The organism is Mycobacterium sp. JS623 (genome assembly GCF_000328565.1).
Lineage (GTDB): Bacteria > Actinomycetota > Actinomycetes > Mycobacteriales > Mycobacteriaceae > Mycobacterium.
This window is the reverse complement of record NC_019966.1, coordinates 2,193,072-2,207,720: the sequence shown is the minus strand read 5'-3', so window position 1 is coordinate 2,207,720 and position 14,649 is coordinate 2,193,072. Positions and strand designations below refer to the sequence as shown.

Here is a 14,649-nt window from a genome sequence, read left to right as displayed (position 1 = left end):
GGGCTTACTTGACGGTGCCGATGCCGCGCGGACCGCGCGACAGCGAAACCACACCGGACTGCACGAGCTCACGAATGCCGTACGGTTCCAGCACTCGCAGCAGCGCCTCCAGCTTCTCGGGAGTGCCGGTCGTCTCGATGATCAACGACTCCGTAGACACATCAACGACTTTGGCGCGGAAAAGATTCACTGCCTCGATGACCTGACTGCGGGTGGCGGCATCGGCGCGCACCTTGATCAAGGCGAGCTCACGGTCGACCGAGTTATCGGGCTCCTGCTCGACGATCTTGATCACGTTGATGAGCTTGTTCAGTTGCTTGGTGATCTGCTCGAGCGGTGAGTCCTCGACGCTGACGACGATCGTCATCCGCGACATGTCCTTCTGCTCGGTCGCACCAACAGCCAGCGACTGGATATTGAAGCCGCGTCGCGAGAACAGCGACGCGACCCTGGCGAGCACGCCGGGCTTGTCCTCGACGAGCACGGACAGCGTGTGCGTGTTAACAGTCATCAGGCGTGCCCTTCTTCGGGATCGTCAAACAGCGGGCGGATGCCCTTCGCGGCCTGGATCTCGTCATTGCTGGTGCCTGCGGCCACCATCGGCCACACCTGGGCGTCGGCGCCGACGATGAAGTCGATTACGACCGGCCGGTCGTTGATCTCACGCGCCTGCCTGATGACGTCCTCGACGTCTTCTGCGCGCTCACAACGCAATCCGACACAGCCCATCGCCTCGGCCAGCATCACGAAATCCGGGATGCGGTGCGAGTGCGTGGCCAGATCCGTTTGGCTGTACCGCTCTGCGTAGAACAGCGTCTGCCACTGCCGCACCATGCCAAGGTTGCCGTTGTTGATGATGGCCACCTTGATCGGTGCGCCCTCGACCGCACACGTGGCCAGTTCCTGGTTGGTCATCTGGAAGCAGCCGTCGCCGTCGATGGCCCACACCTCGGCCTCCGGGCGGCCGAACTTGGCGCCCATCGCCGCGGGAACGGCGAAGCCCATGGTGCCAAGACCGCCGGAATTCAGCCACGTCTTCGGGTTCTCGTATTTGATGAACTGCGCGGCCCACATCTGGTGCTGCCCAACGCCTGCGACGTACACGGCGTCGGGTCCGGCCATCTTGCCAAGCGTTTCGATGACGTACTCCGGCGACAGGCTGCCGTCGCTCTGCGGCCCGTAGCTCAGCGGGTACGTCGACTGAACGCCGCGCAGGTATTCCCACCAGTTGTCGATCTTGATCGAGCCGATGGTGCCGTCCTTGCGCAGCGCCTCGATCAGATCGGTGATGACGGCCTTGACGTCGCCGACGATCGGGACGTCGGCGTGCCGGTTCTTGCCGATCTCGGCGGGGTCGATGTCGGCGTGGATGACTTTGGCTTCTGGCGCAAAGGAATCCAGCTTGCCCGTCACGCGGTCGTCGAAACGGGTGCCGAGCGCGATCAGCAGATCGCTGCGCTGCAACGCCGCGACCGCCGACACGGTGCCGTGCATGCCCGGCATGCCCATGTGCTGCGGGTGGCTGTCGGGAAACGCGCCGCGCGCCATCAGCGTGGTGACCACAGGGATGCCGGTCAGCTCGGCCAAATCCAGCAGTTGCTCGGTGGCCTCGCCGCGGATCACCCCGCCGCCGACATAGAGCACCGGCTTGCGGGCCGCCGCGATCAGCTTGGCGGCCTCGCGGACCTGTCGGTTGTGCGGCTTGGTGTTCGGCTTGTAGCCGGGCAGATCGATCTGCGGCGGCCAGCTGAACGTGCATTGGCCCTGCAGCACATCCTTCGGGATGTCGACGAGCACCGGACCGGGACGACCCGACGAAGCGATATGGAATGCCTCGGCGATCGCCCGCGGGATGTCGTCGCCGTCGCGGACCAGGAAGTTGTGCTTGGTGATCGGCATGGTGATGCCGGAGATGTCGGCCTCCTGGAAGGCGTCGGTGCCGATCAGTCCGCGACCGACCTGACCGGTGATCGCCACCATCGGGATCGAGTCCATGTGCGCATCGGCCAGCGGAGTGACCAAGTTGGTGGCGCCGGGACCCGATGTCGCCATGCACACGCCGACCTTGCCGGTGGCGTGTGCATAGCCGCTGGCGGCATGTCCTGCACCCTGCTCGTGGCGGACCAACACGTGCCGCAGCTTCTGCGAGTCGAAAAGCGGGTCATAGACCGGCAACACAGCGCCGCCGGGAATGCCGAAGATGACGTCGACGTCGAGTTCCTCGAGTGATCGGATTACGGCCTGCGCACCGGTGAGTTGGTGCGGCGCAACGCGTTTCGGTTGCGCGGTGCCGTTCTTCGGCGTCGGCTTAGCGGCAGCAGGCACGGGCTGACCCCCATTCGTCTGCTCCGGCGGTCGCGTGGTTGGTGCGCTCACGGTGTCCTCGTCATCTCAGTCGTCGTCTCTAGGATCTCAAATCGGTGTTGGGGCAAGAAAAAACCCCCGTCAGCTGGGCTGCTGTACGAGGGTCGCGCGTTGATGCTGGTTGCTATGCCCGACAGAGGGCAAGCGCGGCATCAACGCGCTTCCCAATTACTACGAGCAAGCCAGGGGTCTGCATAACCGTCGACGGTAGCCTCCGCACTGGTCACGGGTCAAATCCCGGCACCGCCGGGGCGGTCAAATCCAGGCCAAGTGCGAAGATGGCCGTGTGCCCGCCCACCCCGAGCAGACCCGCGTCGTCATCCGGATCTCCCCAATGGCACATTTTGCCGTCGGTTTCTTAGCGCTCGGCATGTTGGCTGTTGTGTTCGCCGGACCGTCGCGGTTCGCGCTGCTGCTCATCATTCCGCTCGGGCTGTCGGCGTTCATCGTCCGCTACCGCACGGTCGCCGACCGCGACGCCGTCACTGTGCGCACGTTCCTGGCCAGCCAAACCGCCGCGTGGGACGACATCGCCGGCCTGCGTTTCGGCAAGGGTTCGTGGGCATACGCCCAGCTCAAGGACGGCAGCGACCTGCGACTGCCTGCGGTGACGTTCTCGTCGCTGCCCCTGCTGACCGAGGCCAGCGGAGGTCGAGTGCCCAACCCGTACGGCTAGGCCAGTGGGTTGCCGCCGTTGAGCAGCACCCATACTGCGACGCCCGCGCCAATGCCCAGCAGGAGCGCAACGAAGGATCCCACGAACGGCCGACGTGCCCAGCCACGGCCGGCGTCCAGCCCGTACCGTCCCGGTCCAATCAGGATGATCGCGGCGGCCGCGCAAGCGAAGATCACTTTGTATTCGTGGCCGTCGGTGAGGAACGACGCCAGCCTGGCCTCTTCGTGGGCCATCATCGCCTCGGCGAGCAGGCCGGTCACCGAGTAGGCGAGCGCGCCGGCCGCCGCGACGGGAGTAAAGAGGCCAAGCACCAGAAGCACGCCCGCCGCGAGCTGCCCGCCGGCCGCCACGTAGGTCAGGATGTCGGCGTACTTGAACCCTTGGTCGGTCAGTTCCCTGTGCAAGCCGTCGAATCCGGGGCCACCCCACAAACCGAAAGCCTTCTGCAGTCCGTGTCCGATGAGCACCGCCCCAACTGCGAGGCGCAGTAGGAGCAGTCCGAAGTCCTGGGTGCCGCGCCGATCACGCGCTTGGTCATTGACGTCTGAATCGATCTCCATGGGCTCTGCCCCGTAGGGGCCGAGTGAATGTCTGCCGCCAGGCTGCACGTAGGGCAGCGGCTCGGGGTCGCTGATCAGGCCGAATGGCTGCTCGGCCGACTTGGCCGCGTCGTACCGTGGGATCGCGGTGGTCTCGAAGTCACCGGCGTAGTTCGAGGTCGGTAGATCGTCCTCGGGGTCGACCAGGCTTGCAGACGCCGGGCGCTGCCAGGTGCGTGGATCAGGTTGACTGGTCACGATTGCCAGGGTAAGTGCTCGTCACCCGCAATTCGAGCATTGGCGCGGCGCTTTCGCATCCCTATTCGCGAGGTGGAATCGGGCGCGCCGCGGGTACGCACGTGGCGCGTATCGCCAAACAATCCGTAACCTGGCCTGCATGACACGACGCCGGCCCATGCGGGGTGTGATTGTCCTGCTGTGTGCGGCGTTGCTCGTCGGTTCCGGATGCGCCCGCTTCGATCAGGCGCAGTCGCAGCCGTTCACCACCGAGCCGGAACTGAAACCGGGCCCGTCGTCGACACCACCTCCGCCGCCGCCGCTGCCACCAAAGCCGTTCCCGAAGCAGTGCCCGGCGCCGGGCGTCATGCAGGGCTGCCTGGAGAGCACCAGCGGGCTGATCATGCTTCCCGACAGCCAGTCGGCGCTCGTCGCCGAGCGGACCACCGGCGCGGTCAAGGAGGTCTCGACCCACGCCGAACCAAAGGTCAAGTTGGTGATCCCGGTCGATCCGTCCGGCGACGGCGGGTTGATGGATATTGCGCTGTCGCCGACGTACTCGCAGGACCGCCTGATGTACGCCTACGTCAGCACCCCCACCGACAACCGCGTCATCCGCATTGCCGACGGCGACATCCCCAAGCCGATCCTGACCGGTATACCGAAGGGTCCGACCGGTAACACCGGAGCACTGATCTTCACCAGTCCGACGACGCTTGATGTGCTCACCGGCGACGCGGGCAATCCCGCGCAGGCGAGCGACCCGGGTTCGCTGGCGGGCAAGCTACTTCGCATCGAGCAGCCCACCACGATCAATCAGGCGCCGCAGACCACCGCGCTCAGCGGCTTGGGTGCCGGCGGCGGCCTGTGCATCGATCCCTCGGACGGTTCCCTGTACGTCACCGACCGCAGCCCGACCGCCGATCGACTGCAGCGGATTACCAAAGACTCCAAGGTGTCGACGGTGTGGACCTGGCCCGACCGTCCCGGCGTGGCCGGCTGCGCGGCACTCGACGGCACCGTGTTGGTGAATCTCGTCAACACCAAGCAGACGGTGGCGGTGCGACTCGCACCGGACACCGGCGCGGTCACCGGCGAACCGGAAGTGGTCCGTCAGGATCAGCACGGCCACGCGTGGGCCCTCCAGCTGGCGCCCGACGGCAACGTGTGGGGCGCGACGGTCAACAAGACCTCCGGCGACGCCGAAAAGCTCGACGATGTCGTCTTCCCGCTGTTCCCGCAGGGCGGCGGATTCCCGCGTAGCAACGCCGACAACACTTAAGGCGCAGCGGGTTTCAGGCGTTCGTGCCACCATCGACGGTGACTACCGAACCGGTGATCGCCCTCGCTCCTGCGCCTGCGAGGAATCCGACGGTGTCCGCGATGTCGGCCGGATCGGCGTAGTGCGCACGGCTAGCCCTTCGCGTGCTTCAGCGGGCGTGACGGTCTCTCGATGCGCAGGGGGCGCGGCGCTCAGGTGTTGAGCAAGCACGTCGGCGGTCTCCGGCGCGATGCGCCTGGCCACTGCGATCATCGGCCGGAAGTTGTTGGTGGACAACGCTCTCACCCAGGCACGAGCGATAGGCGTGACGGCAGCATCGACCGCGGCGAATTGGCTGAAATTACCCATGTGCCGCATCCATCTTGGCAGGGTCGCGATCGCCGCGGGCGCCAACAGCCTGCTGCCCGCCCACAGCCGCATACCGCGGTCGCGCGGCGTGTGCAGCAGGTAATGCATTGCGCGGTCGGCATGTTCGGAGGTGCAGAGTCGCCCGCGCACGTTGGCGAAGTACTGCCGCACCTCGTCACGCGACGCGGGCACGTCGCCCGGCTTGCAGGTCTGCAGTTCGGCCGCGATGCGCGACTCCGCCCAAAACCGTGACTCCTCACCGGGTGTCAGCGGTCCGGGCCCGTACTGCTCATAGCACTTCAACACCGAGTGCCAGCCAGTAATGTGGATCCACAGCTGCGCCTCGGGATTGTTGGCGCTATACCGCGAACCGGTGATCGGCTCGATTCCCTTTGCCCTCGCATGAATACGCATCAGCGCATCGGATACCTCGATGGCAGTGCGACCGTCGGCCACGGCGACGGTGAGGAAGTAGGCCAGCGTGCGATCCAGCCGACCAGACGGGTCGGTGTAGATGCCCGCACTGTCGGCGACCGCCGCCGCCAGGTACGGGTCGAAGTGCTCGAGCACCACGGCGCGCTGGAAGCCGATCAACGCGGTCGGCGATGCCCACACCTTCCAGCTCGGCGAATCGGGCCCGAAAAAGCCGTAGTCGTCGCGTCGGATCATGGGTCCCTACCTCTGCTTTCCCCTGAATACAACGCCACCGTAGCAATTAGTGCCCGTGAATACAACGGTGGCGTAATATTGCCTGGTGACCCCAGCACGGCCAAGGCGGAAGTACGCCCCACGCCTTCCGCCCGAGCAGCGACGCGAGCAGCTGCTGGACGCGGCCATGACCGTGCTCGGTGGATGTCAGCTGCACGAACTGAGCATGGAAGCGGTGGCCGAAGCCGCCGGTGTCGGAAAACCGGTGCTGTACACCGTGTTTCGCACCCGCGCCGAATTGGTTTCCGCATTGCTGCGGCGCGAACATCAGCGCGGGCTGGAACAGGTGCTGGCGGGTATGCCCGAAGACCTCAGTGGGCCGGGCCCGACCGGTGCCTACGCGGCGACGGTCTCGGCGTTCCTGCGGGTGGTGCTGCAGAATCCCGCCCGATGGCGGCTGATTCTCACGGTGCCCGACAGCGCGCCCCGCGAATTCCGAGACGACCTGCGGCGCGCGCGGTCATCGATCCTGGCCCAGGCCGAGCAGTTCGCGAAGGCGGGCATCGCTTTGGAACCGCAGCTCGCGAAGCTCGATCCGGTGCTGCTTGGCCACACCATGCTGTCGTTCGCCGAAATGCTGGGACGGTTGGCCCTCAGCGATCCAGAAACCTATCCCCGGGAGCGGCTCGAGGAGTTCGCGGCCGCGGCGCTGGGTATCGGTCGACGCTAGCTGCAGGCGGCGAGCACCAGTTCCCGCACGCGCGCGGCGTCCGCCTGACCCTTGGTCGCCTTCATCACCGCGCCGACGATCGCGCCGGCCGCCTGCACCTTGCCGCTGCGGATCTTCTCGACCACATCGGGATTGGTGGCAAGGGCTTCATCGACGGCGGCCTGAAGCGCCGAGTCGTCGCGCACGACCTCGAGCCCGCGGTCCTTCATCACCTGCTCGGGCTCGCCCTCACCGGCCAGCACGCCCTCGATGACTTGGCGCGCCAGCTTGTTGGACAGTTTGCCGTCGTCGACCAACTTGACCACCGCCGCCACCTGCGCCGGGGTGATCGGAAGCGCGTCGAGTTCCACACCTGCCTCATTGGCCTTCTGCACCAGAAAGTTTCCCCACAAGGCGCGGGCTGATTCGCTCGATGCGCCGTGTTCGACGGTGGCGGCGATCAGGTCGATGGCGCCGGTGTTGACGAGATCGCGCATCACCTCATCGGAAATGCCCCAGTCCTCTTGAATTCGCTTGCGCTGCAACCACGGCAGCTCAGGGATGGTGCCACGCAGCTGTTCGATCAGTGCCGCGTCGGGCGCTACTGGTTCCAGATCCGGCTCAGGGAAGTAGCGGTAGTCCTGCGCGGTCTCCTTGCTGCGGCCCGGCGACGTGTAGCCGTCCTCGTGAAAGTGCCTGGTTTCCTGCAGAACTCGACCACCTGAATCAAGAACGGCCGCCTGGCGGCGCATCTCGTAACGTACCGCCACCTCAACACTCTTCAGCGAGTTCACGTTCTTTGTTTCCGTGCGGGTGCCGAATTCCTTCTGACCGGTGGGCTTGAGTGAGACGTTGGAGTCACACCGCATAGAACCCTGATCCATCCGCACATCGGAAACACCCAAGCCGCGCAACAGGTCTCGCAGAGCGGTGACGTAGGCGCGGGCGATCTCGGGGGCGCGCGCGCCGGTGCCCTCGATCGGCTTGGTGACGATTTCGATCAACGGCACACCGGAGCGGTTGTAGTCGATAAGGGATGTCGTCGCGCCCTCGATGCGGCCGGTCTCGCTGCCAAGGTGGGTGAGCTTGCCGGTGTCCTCTTCCATGTGGGCGCGCTCGATATCGACCCGCCAGGTGGTGCCGTCGTCGAGTGGAACGTCGAGGTATCCGTTGATCGCGATCGGCTCGTCGTATTGGCTGATCTGATAGTTCTTCGGCATGTCCGGGTAGAAGTAGTTCTTCCGCGCGAACCGGCACCACGGGACGATCTCGCAGTTGAGCGCCAGCCCAATGCGAATGGCCGACTCCACCGCCGTCTGGTTGAGCACCGGCAGCGACCCCGGCAGGCCGAGACAGACGGGGCATACCTGGGTGTTGGGTTCGGCGCCGAATTTGTTGGCGCAGCCGCAGAACATCTTGGTCTCGGTGGACAGCTCGACGTGCACCTCGAGGCCGAGCACCGGTTCGTAGCGTGCGACGACGTCGTCGTACTCAACCAGTTCAGCAGCGGCGATCGTCATGGCTCGATCCTAGTGGCAGGCCGCTAGCCCAATTTGGGGTGCACGCCCGGGCTCAGCCCGAGGCTCGCGGACACCCGTTGCAAAGTGTCGAGCAGCATCGCCCGCTCGTCGGGCGTCAGCGCCGCGGTTACTTCGTCCTCCATCGCGCGCGACTGCTCCTCGAGCGCAGGCAGCAGCTCGCGGGCCTTTTTTGTGAGCGTGACCGCAAACGCGCGGCGGTCATCCGGATGCGGCATGCGCTTGACGAGGCCTTGCTCCTCGAGGGTGTCAATCAAACTCACCATCACGTTGCGGTGCAGCCCCAATCGGACCGACAGCTGGCGCTGGGACTGGCCGTCGTCGCTCGACAGAGCAACCAGGACTGCATTGGTGCGTGGATGCACGTCGAGCGGCGCCAGCCGGCGCTTGAAGTCGTCGGACACATAGCTACCGAGCTGCGATAACAGGAACGGAATCCGCTGGTCGAGTTCCTTGATGCCAGGTCGTTGATCCACCACGCCGCGACATTAGCACCGATTGTGATCGTCATATATAGTGATAATCACTATCAGTGACTATCTAGGAGGACAGCGTGCGCATAGCGATCTTCGGAGCCAACGGACAGACCGGCCGACTGGTAACCAGGCGAGCCCTCGACGCCGGCCACACTGCGGTGGCGGTGACCCGCCGCCCGGACGAGTTCCCGTTCAGCGATCCCGCATTGACCGTCGCGGGCGCCGACGTCCACGACACTGACGCGGTCCTCCATGCCGTCGCCGACGCCGACGCGGTGGTGTCGACGCTGGGCGTGCCGTTCACGCGCGAGCCCGTCAACACCTATTCAAGGGGCACCGCCAACATCGTCGCCGCGATGCAGTCGTCGGGGGTGACCCGCCTCGTCGTGGTGAGTTCGACGGGTGCCTATCCCGCGCCGGGGCGAACCGGCACACCGTTCGCATTGCGGCTGTTCGAGCCGGTCATCACCAAGACGATCGGCAAGACCGTCTACGACGACATCCGACTGATGGAGTCGGTTGTGCGCGAGAGCGAGGTCGACTGGACGATCGTGCGGCCATCGGGCCTGTTCGATCTGCCCTATGTCACGGAATACACTGCCGGAGAAGTGGATCCGATCGGCGCGTTCACCTCGCGGGCCGACCTGGCCGACTATCTGGTCGCACTGGCCGCCAACCACGGCGGCGGCCACGACACCGTGACGATCTCCACCACCGAGAACACGCCGACAATGTGGCAGATGATTCGGCGCGAAGCGTTCAGCAGCGCCTCATGATCTATCACGAGCAGACGCTAAATCGCACGAAATACGCCCTGCCAGTGCGAGTTTGCGTCTGCTCGCGAGAAAAGGGAGCCCAAAATGACAACTAGCTATCTCGTCGTTACACTGCTCGCCACTGCCGCCAACGGCTTTTCAGGAATCGCCGCGCTACTTCATTTTCAGCCGATCATGCCGGGCATGGCCAAGGCCGGCGTTCCGGTGTCGTGGCTGACCTTTCCGATCGGAACGCTGAAAACGCTTGGCGCACTGGGGCTTGCGGCCGGACTGGCGTTTCGTCCACTCGGCGTTTCGGCCGCGATCGGACTCGTGCTGTTCTTTGTATGCGCGCTCTACACGCACATTCGAGCAGGCGATTACAGCGCCCAGTTCGGCCTCGCGATCGCGTTTCTGAGCCTCAACGTCGCGGCCCTCGCGTTGTCGCTCCCCTAGCGCGAAAGAACTCAGCCGAAGAATTCGGCGGCGTCGTCGTAGCGGCCCTGTGGCACCAGCTTCAGCTGACGGGTCGCGTCGGCCAATGACACCCGGCCGATCTCCTGCCCGCGCAACGACACCATCATTCCGTACTCGCCGGCGTGCGCTGCGTCGGCGGCGTTGACTCCAAAGCGAGTGGCCAGCACGCGGTCGTAAGCCGTTGGCGTGCCGCCGCGTTGGACATGCCCGAGCACCGTCACCCGGACGTCCTTCTTGATCCGCTTCTCCACCTCGACGGCCAGCTGCGCGGCGACGCCGGTGAACTTTTCGTGCCCGAATTCGTCGGTGCCGCCCGCCCGCAGCTTCATGGTGCCCTCGGCGGGCTTGGCGCCCTCGGCGACCACGCAGATGAAGTGCGAATCACCGCGCACGAAGCGCTGTTTGACGAGCCGGCACACCTCTTCGACGTCGAAGGGCTGTTCGGGGATCAGCGTCATGTGCGCGCCGGAGGCCAGCCCCGAGTTCAACGCGATCCAGCCGGCGTGGCGGCCCATCACCTCGACCAGCATCACGCGCTGGTGCGACTCGGCGGTGCTGTGCAACCGGTCGATCGCTTCGGTCGCAACCTGCAGCGCGGTGTCGTGTCCGAATGTCACGTCGGTGCAGTCGATGTCGTTGTCGATGGTCTTCGGCACCCCGACCACTGGCACGTTCTCCTCCGACAACCAGTGCGCCGCCGTCAGCGTGCCCTCGCCGCCAATGGGGATCAGCACGTCGATGCCGTTGTCCTCGAGCGTCTGTTTGATCTGCGGCAGACCGGCCCGCAACTTGTCGGGGTTGACGCGCGCGGTGCCGAGCATGGTGCCGCCCTTGGCCAGCAGGCGGTCGTTGCGGTCGTCGTTCTTCAACTGCACGCGGCGGTCTTCAAGCAGACCGCGCCAACCGTCCAAGAAGCCGACGACTGAGGATCCGTACCGCACGTCGCACGTCCGCACCACCGCGCGGATGACCGCGTTCAGGCCAGGACAGTCGCCGCCTCCGGTGAGAACTCCGATGCGCATGTCCCCCATCCTCCCCTGTCAGATCGCGGTTGGCAGCGGACCTCGGGCAGCTTCATACGCAGCGCCCACCCGGTAGAGCCGATCGTCAGCCAGCGCGGGCGCCATGATCTGCAGGCCCACCGGCAGGTTGTCGTCCGGCGAGAGGCCCGAGGGCACCGACATTCCGCAGTGCCCGGCCAGGTTCAGCGGCAGTGTGCACAGATCGAACAGGTACATCGCCAGCGGGTCGTCGACCTTCTCCCCAAGCGGGAACGCAGTGGTCGGGGTCGCAGGCGAGATCAACACATCGACCTTTTCGTAAGCCTCGTCAAGATCGCGCGCAATCAGCGTGCGCACCTTCTGCGCCTGGTTGTAGTAAGCGTCGTAGTACCCCGCTGACAACGCGTATGCGCCAATCATGATGCGGCGCTTGACTTCTGGGCCAAACCCGGCCGCCCGGGTCAGCGCCATCACCTCTTCGGCGCTGTGCGTGCCGTCGTCGCCGACCCGTAGTCCGTAGCGCATCGCGTCGAATCGGGCCAGGTTCGACGACACCTCCGACGGCAGGATCAGGTAGTACGCGGGCAGCGAGTAATCGAAGTGCGGGCAGTCCACCTCGCTGACCTCGGCGCCCAGTTTGGTCAACTGCTCGACCGCGGCGCTGAAGGACGCGAGCACGCCAGGCTGATAGCCGTCTCCGCGCAATTGCTTGACCACACCGACCCGCACCCCCTCGAGGTCGCCGGACGCCCCAGCGCGCGCGGCGGCGACCACGTCGGGCACCTCCGCCTCGACGGACGTCGAGTCCTTCGCGTCGTGTCCGGCGACCACCGCGTGCAGCAGCGCGGTGTCGAGCACCGTGCGCGCACACGGTCCGCCCTGGTCCAGCGAAGACGCGCACGCGATCAGCCCGTAGCGAGACACCGTGCCGTAGGTGGGCTTCACGCCGACGGTCGCCGTCAGCGCTGCGGGCTGACGGATCGACCCACCGGTGTCCGATCCGATGGCCAGCGGCGCCTGGAATGCCGCCAGCGCTGCGGCGCTGCCGCCGCCCGAACCGCCGGGCACCCTGTCGACGTTCCACGGGTTGCGGGTCGGACCGTACGCGGAGTTCTCGGTGGAGCTACCCATCGCGAACTCGTCCATGTTCGTCTTGCCGAGGATCGGGATGCCGGCCGCGCGCAACCGTGCCGTGACGGTCGCGTCGTACGGCGACGTCCAGCCCTCGAGAATCTTCGACCCGCACGTCGTCGGCATATCGGTGGTCGTGAAGACGTCCTTCAACGCCAGCGGCACACCGGCAAGCGGCGACGGCAGCGACTCGCCTGCGGCGACGGCTTTATCGACGGCAGCTGCCGAAGCCAGCGCCTGCTCCTGCGCCACATGCAGAAACGCGTGGTATTTCTCGTCGGTCTGGGCAATCTGATCAAGGCACGCACGCGTCGCCTCGACCGACGACACCTCCTTGGCTGCGATCTTGGCCGCGAGTTCGGCGGCCGACAGCCGAATCAGCTCGGTGCTCATGCCTCGGCTCCCACTCGCTCCGGTCCTCGCTTCGCTGCGATCCGCACTCGCGCTCGCCTTCGGGTCATTCCGCTTCCCCCAGAATCCGCGGCACCGCGAACCGGCCCTCGACCGACTTCGGCGCCTCGGCAAGCGCCTGCGCCTGGGTCAGGCAGGGCTCGACGACGTCGGAGCGGAAAACGTTGACGTCCTTCAGTGGGTTGTCGGTGGCTTCGACGCCGGTGACGTCGACGGCCTGGATCTGGCTGACGTGGCCGAGGATGGCGTCCAACTGGCCGGCGTAGCTGTCGAGCTCGTCATCGGTCAGCGCCAGGCGCGCGAGCCGCGCCAGATGGGCAACCTCGTCTCGGGAGATCTGGGACACGACAGGCAAGCCTAGTCACCGGCCGGAATGCCGGCCCACGCGCGCTGTGAAACAGTGTTGCGCGTGCCTTCGTATCTGCTGCGGGTCCAGCTGGAGGATCGACCGGGCAGTCTCGGCTCGCTGGCCGTGGCGCTCGGGTCGGTAGGAGCGGACATCCTGTCGCTCGACGTCGTCGAGCGCGCCGCGGGTTACGCGATCGACGATCTGGTCGTGGAACTGCCCGCCGGTGCGATGCCCGACATGCTGATCACCGCGGCCGAAAACCTCAACGGCGTCTACGTCGACGCCATCCGCCCGCACACCGGCCTGCTCGAGGCACACCGCGAGCTCGAACTCATCGACCACGTGGCCGCCGCCGACGGCAAGCAAAAGAGGTTGCAGGTACTCGTCGACGAGGCGCCGCGGGTGCTGCGCGTCAGCTGGTGCACGGTGATCGAGCTGACCGAATCGGGGCCAAAGCGCGTCGTCGGCAGCCCCGGCGCCCCCGAAACGCAGGCTGCCGAAACACCGTGGCTGCCACTCGACCACGCCAAGGCGCTCGACGACGAGTGGGTGCCTCAGCTGTGGCGCGACATGGACACCACGCTGGCGGCCGCCCCACTGGGTGATCACCGCACCGCGGTCGTGCTGGGACGCCCGGGTGGCCCGCAGTTCCGTCCGTCGGAGGTGGCCCGGCTCGGCTACCTGGCCGGGATCGTGGCGACGATTTTGCGCTGACTCGCCTCAGGCCCCTGCGGGCACCGGATAGCGGTCGTTGACGTCGGCATTGCTGTCTTTACGCGCGCAGTGCGCACAGCAGAAGATCCCGTCGGGTGTCTCGATGCCGTGCCCGAGAATCCGGCAGCCGCAGTGCAAACACTCCGGGGCCAGCTGCACCGCCGCGCATTCGACGCTGTCGAACGTTGCGGTGCGGCCGTCGTGAAAGGTGACGGTGAACGACTTGTCGTAGTGATTGCCGCAGGTATCGCATATCGCCATACGACGCGGGTGCCCGGTCGCCGCGGGCATGAAACCCACAGGACAATCCCAGCAGACTGCTGTTACGGTTGCCCGAATCGTGCCCTGGGGCATGCCTTGAGGAGGGGTCCGCGTGCAGACTGTGCTCCTGGTGGCGGCGATTGCGCTTTTCGTCGCGGCAATTGTCGTGCTCGTCATCGGTTTGCGGAGACCTCGGACACCGAAATCACAGCCCTCGCGCCAGGATCCACTCAAATTCGGGCAGATGCCTCAGTTCGGTCCGCGCCAACTCGGGCCCGGCGCCATCGTCAGCTACGGCGGCATCGATTACGTCGTGCGCGGGTCGGTGACCTACCACGAGGGCCCGTTCGTGTGGTGGGAACACCTCATCGAGGGCGGCACCGGCGAGCCGATCTGGTTTTCCGTCGAGGAAGACGAAGGCCGCCTCGAGTTGGCCATGTGGACCGCCCGCAAGGATCTGCAGTTGCAACCAGGCGGCGAGCACACCGTCGACGGCACCCGATTCCGTGAGTCCGAGCGCGGCCACGCCTCTTACACCAGCGAAGGCACCACCGGTCTACCCGCAGGCGGCGAGATGGACTTCGTCGACTACGCCAACGACGGGGAGACCGCGCTGCTCAGCTTCGAACGCTGGGCGCCGAACATGCCGTGGGAGGTGTCAATCGGCACACCGGTGAGCGAAGGGCAACTGACGGTGTACCCCGCTCCACCGCCTCCGCCGAGCGCGTAAGGA

Annotated in this window: 17 protein-coding genes and 1 pseudogene; 7 read left to right on the top strand and 11 right to left on the bottom strand. The window is 66.0% G+C overall.

The genetic code is table 11. The features are described 5' to 3' along the window. Positions 1–4 precede the first annotated feature (4 nt). Both ilvN and MYCSM_RS10730 read right to left on the bottom strand, forming a co-directional pair. A complete protein-coding gene (gene ilvN, locus MYCSM_RS10735) occupies positions 5–511 on the bottom strand; it encodes an acetolactate synthase small subunit (RefSeq protein ID WP_015306176.1) in 507 nt (168 codons plus the stop codon). Continuing rightward, positions 511–2,376, bottom strand: a complete 1,866-nt coding sequence (locus tag MYCSM_RS10730) for an acetolactate synthase large subunit (protein ID WP_015306175.1) — start codon at positions 2,374–2,376, stop codon at positions 511–513. Before MYCSM_RS10730 ends, ilvN begins: the two co-directional genes overlap by 1 nt. Before the next feature lie 322 nt (positions 2,377–2,698). Here MYCSM_RS10730 and MYCSM_RS10725 point away from each other — a divergent pair, with 322 nt between their 5' ends. Beyond that, positions 2,699–3,040: a PH domain-containing protein gene (locus tag MYCSM_RS10725; RefSeq protein WP_015306174.1), complete on the top strand. Its 342-nt coding sequence runs from the start codon at positions 2,699–2,701 to the stop codon at positions 3,038–3,040. Here the strand turns inward: MYCSM_RS10725 and MYCSM_RS10720 are convergent. Beyond that, entirely contained in the window at positions 3,037–3,837 is an 801-nt protein-coding gene (locus MYCSM_RS10720) for a DoxX family protein (RefSeq protein ID WP_015306173.1), read from the bottom strand. The two genes, MYCSM_RS10725 and MYCSM_RS10720, sit on opposite strands and share 4 nt — an antisense overlap. A 139-nt stretch (positions 3,838–3,976) precedes the next feature. Here MYCSM_RS10720 and MYCSM_RS10715 point away from each other — a divergent pair, with 139 nt between their 5' ends. Continuing rightward, the gene (locus MYCSM_RS10715; RefSeq protein WP_041311776.1) at positions 3,977–5,098 is read left to right on the top strand and encodes a PQQ-dependent sugar dehydrogenase; all 1,122 of its coding nucleotides are present in this window, start codon (positions 3,977–3,979) and stop codon (positions 5,096–5,098) included. 13 nt (positions 5,099–5,111) lie between these two features. Here MYCSM_RS10715 and MYCSM_RS38140 read toward each other — a convergent pair whose 3' ends face one another. Further along, the gene (locus MYCSM_RS38140) at positions 5,112–5,201 is read right to left on the bottom strand and encodes a hypothetical protein (RefSeq protein ID WP_232425794.1); all 90 of its coding nucleotides are present in this window, start codon (positions 5,199–5,201) and stop codon (positions 5,112–5,114) included. Positions 5,202–5,215: 14 nt separating this feature from the next. Further along, positions 5,216–6,115: pseudogene (locus MYCSM_RS10710) on the bottom strand (oxygenase MpaB family protein); the annotation flags it as partial. An 85-nt stretch (positions 6,116–6,200) separates the two neighbouring features. Between MYCSM_RS10710 and MYCSM_RS10705 the strand changes: the two are divergent. Continuing rightward, the gene (locus tag MYCSM_RS10705) at positions 6,201–6,824 is read left to right on the top strand and encodes a TetR/AcrR family transcriptional regulator (protein WP_015306170.1); all 624 of its coding nucleotides are present in this window, start codon (positions 6,201–6,203) and stop codon (positions 6,822–6,824) included. On the opposite strand, the gene gatB is transcribed toward MYCSM_RS10705, so the two are convergent. Together gatB and MYCSM_RS10695 are read right to left on the bottom strand one after the other, a co-directional pair. Next, positions 6,821–8,323, bottom strand: coding sequence for an Asp-tRNA(Asn)/Glu-tRNA(Gln) amidotransferase subunit GatB (gene gatB, locus MYCSM_RS10700; protein WP_015306169.1), 1,503 nt, complete (start codon positions 8,321–8,323; stop codon positions 6,821–6,823). The genes MYCSM_RS10705 and gatB overlap by 4 nt on opposite strands. A gap of 23 nt (positions 8,324–8,346) precedes the next feature. Then, positions 8,347–8,820 (bottom strand): MarR family winged helix-turn-helix transcriptional regulator, encoded by a 474-nt coding sequence (locus tag MYCSM_RS10695; RefSeq protein WP_015306168.1) that lies wholly within the window; start codon positions 8,818–8,820, stop codon positions 8,347–8,349. A 74-nt stretch (positions 8,821–8,894) separates the two neighbouring features. On the opposite strand from MYCSM_RS10695, the gene MYCSM_RS10690 reads away from it, so the two are divergent. Beyond that, complete coding sequence (locus MYCSM_RS10690) at positions 8,895–9,593, top strand: NAD(P)-dependent oxidoreductase (RefSeq protein WP_015306167.1); 699 nt, start codon at positions 8,895–8,897, stop codon at positions 9,591–9,593. A gap of 84 nt (positions 9,594–9,677) precedes the next feature. Next, positions 9,678–10,028 carry a DoxX family protein gene (locus MYCSM_RS10685; protein ID WP_015306165.1) on the top strand — a complete coding sequence of 117 codons (351 nt, stop codon included), beginning with the start codon at positions 9,678–9,680 and terminating at the stop codon, positions 10,026–10,028. Positions 10,029–10,039: 11 nt separating this feature from the next. Here MYCSM_RS10685 and MYCSM_RS10680 read toward each other — a convergent pair whose 3' ends face one another. From MYCSM_RS10680 to gatC, 3 genes are all read right to left on the bottom strand, one after another. Beyond that, the gene (locus MYCSM_RS10680) at positions 10,040–11,071 is read right to left on the bottom strand and encodes an ATP-dependent 6-phosphofructokinase (RefSeq protein ID WP_015306164.1); all 1,032 of its coding nucleotides are present in this window, start codon (positions 11,069–11,071) and stop codon (positions 10,040–10,042) included. A gap of 18 nt (positions 11,072–11,089) precedes the next feature. Next, positions 11,090–12,574: an Asp-tRNA(Asn)/Glu-tRNA(Gln) amidotransferase subunit GatA gene (gene gatA, locus MYCSM_RS10675; protein WP_015306163.1), complete on the bottom strand. Its 1,485-nt coding sequence runs from the start codon at positions 12,572–12,574 to the stop codon at positions 11,090–11,092. A gap of 64 nt (positions 12,575–12,638) precedes the next feature. Beyond that, on the bottom strand, positions 12,639–12,938 hold the full coding sequence (gene gatC / locus MYCSM_RS10670) for an Asp-tRNA(Asn)/Glu-tRNA(Gln) amidotransferase subunit GatC (protein ID WP_015306162.1): 300 nt from the start codon (positions 12,936–12,938) through the stop codon (positions 12,639–12,641). 63 nt (positions 12,939–13,001) lie between these two features. Between gatC and MYCSM_RS10665 the strand changes: the two genes are divergently transcribed. Further along, the gene (locus MYCSM_RS10665) at positions 13,002–13,655 is read left to right on the top strand and encodes an amino acid-binding protein (protein ID WP_051073887.1); all 654 of its coding nucleotides are present in this window, start codon (positions 13,002–13,004) and stop codon (positions 13,653–13,655) included. A gap of 6 nt (positions 13,656–13,661) precedes the next feature. Here MYCSM_RS10665 and MYCSM_RS10660 read toward each other — a convergent pair whose 3' ends face one another. Beyond that, positions 13,662–13,916 (bottom strand): hypothetical protein, encoded by a 255-nt coding sequence (locus MYCSM_RS10660; protein WP_015306160.1) that lies wholly within the window; start codon positions 13,914–13,916, stop codon positions 13,662–13,664. Positions 13,917–14,028: 112 nt separating this feature from the next. Between MYCSM_RS10660 and MYCSM_RS10655 the strand changes: the two genes are divergently transcribed. Continuing rightward, on the top strand, positions 14,029–14,646 hold the full coding sequence (locus MYCSM_RS10655) for a DUF4178 domain-containing protein (protein WP_015306159.1): 618 nt from the start codon (positions 14,029–14,031) through the stop codon (positions 14,644–14,646). The last annotated feature ends 3 nt before the right edge of the window (positions 14,647–14,649 follow it).

Coding starts and splice junctions, on each gene's coding strand:
- ilvN (WP_015306176.1), bottom strand. CDS start 511: ATGACTGTTAACACGCACACGCTGTCCGTGCTCGTCGAGGACAAGCCC.
- MYCSM_RS10725 (WP_015306174.1), top strand. CDS start 2,699: ATGGCACATTTTGCCGTCGGTTTCTTAGCGCTCGGCATGTTGGCTGTT.
- MYCSM_RS10715 (WP_041311776.1), top strand. CDS start 3,977: ATGACACGACGCCGGCCCATGCGGGGTGTGATTGTCCTGCTGTGTGCG.
- gatB (WP_015306169.1), bottom strand. CDS start 8,323: ATGACGATCGCCGCTGCTGAACTGGTTGAGTACGACGACGTCGTCGCA.
- MYCSM_RS10685 (WP_015306165.1), top strand. CDS start 9,678: ATGACAACTAGCTATCTCGTCGTTACACTGCTCGCCACTGCCGCCAAC.
- MYCSM_RS10680 (WP_015306164.1), bottom strand. CDS start 11,071: ATGCGCATCGGAGTTCTCACCGGAGGCGGCGACTGTCCTGGCCTGAAC.
- gatA (WP_015306163.1), bottom strand. CDS start 12,574: ATGAGCACCGAGCTGATTCGGCTGTCGGCCGCCGAACTCGCGGCCAAG.
- MYCSM_RS10660 (WP_015306160.1), bottom strand. CDS start 13,916: ATGGCGATATGCGATACCTGCGGCAATCACTACGACAAGTCGTTCACC.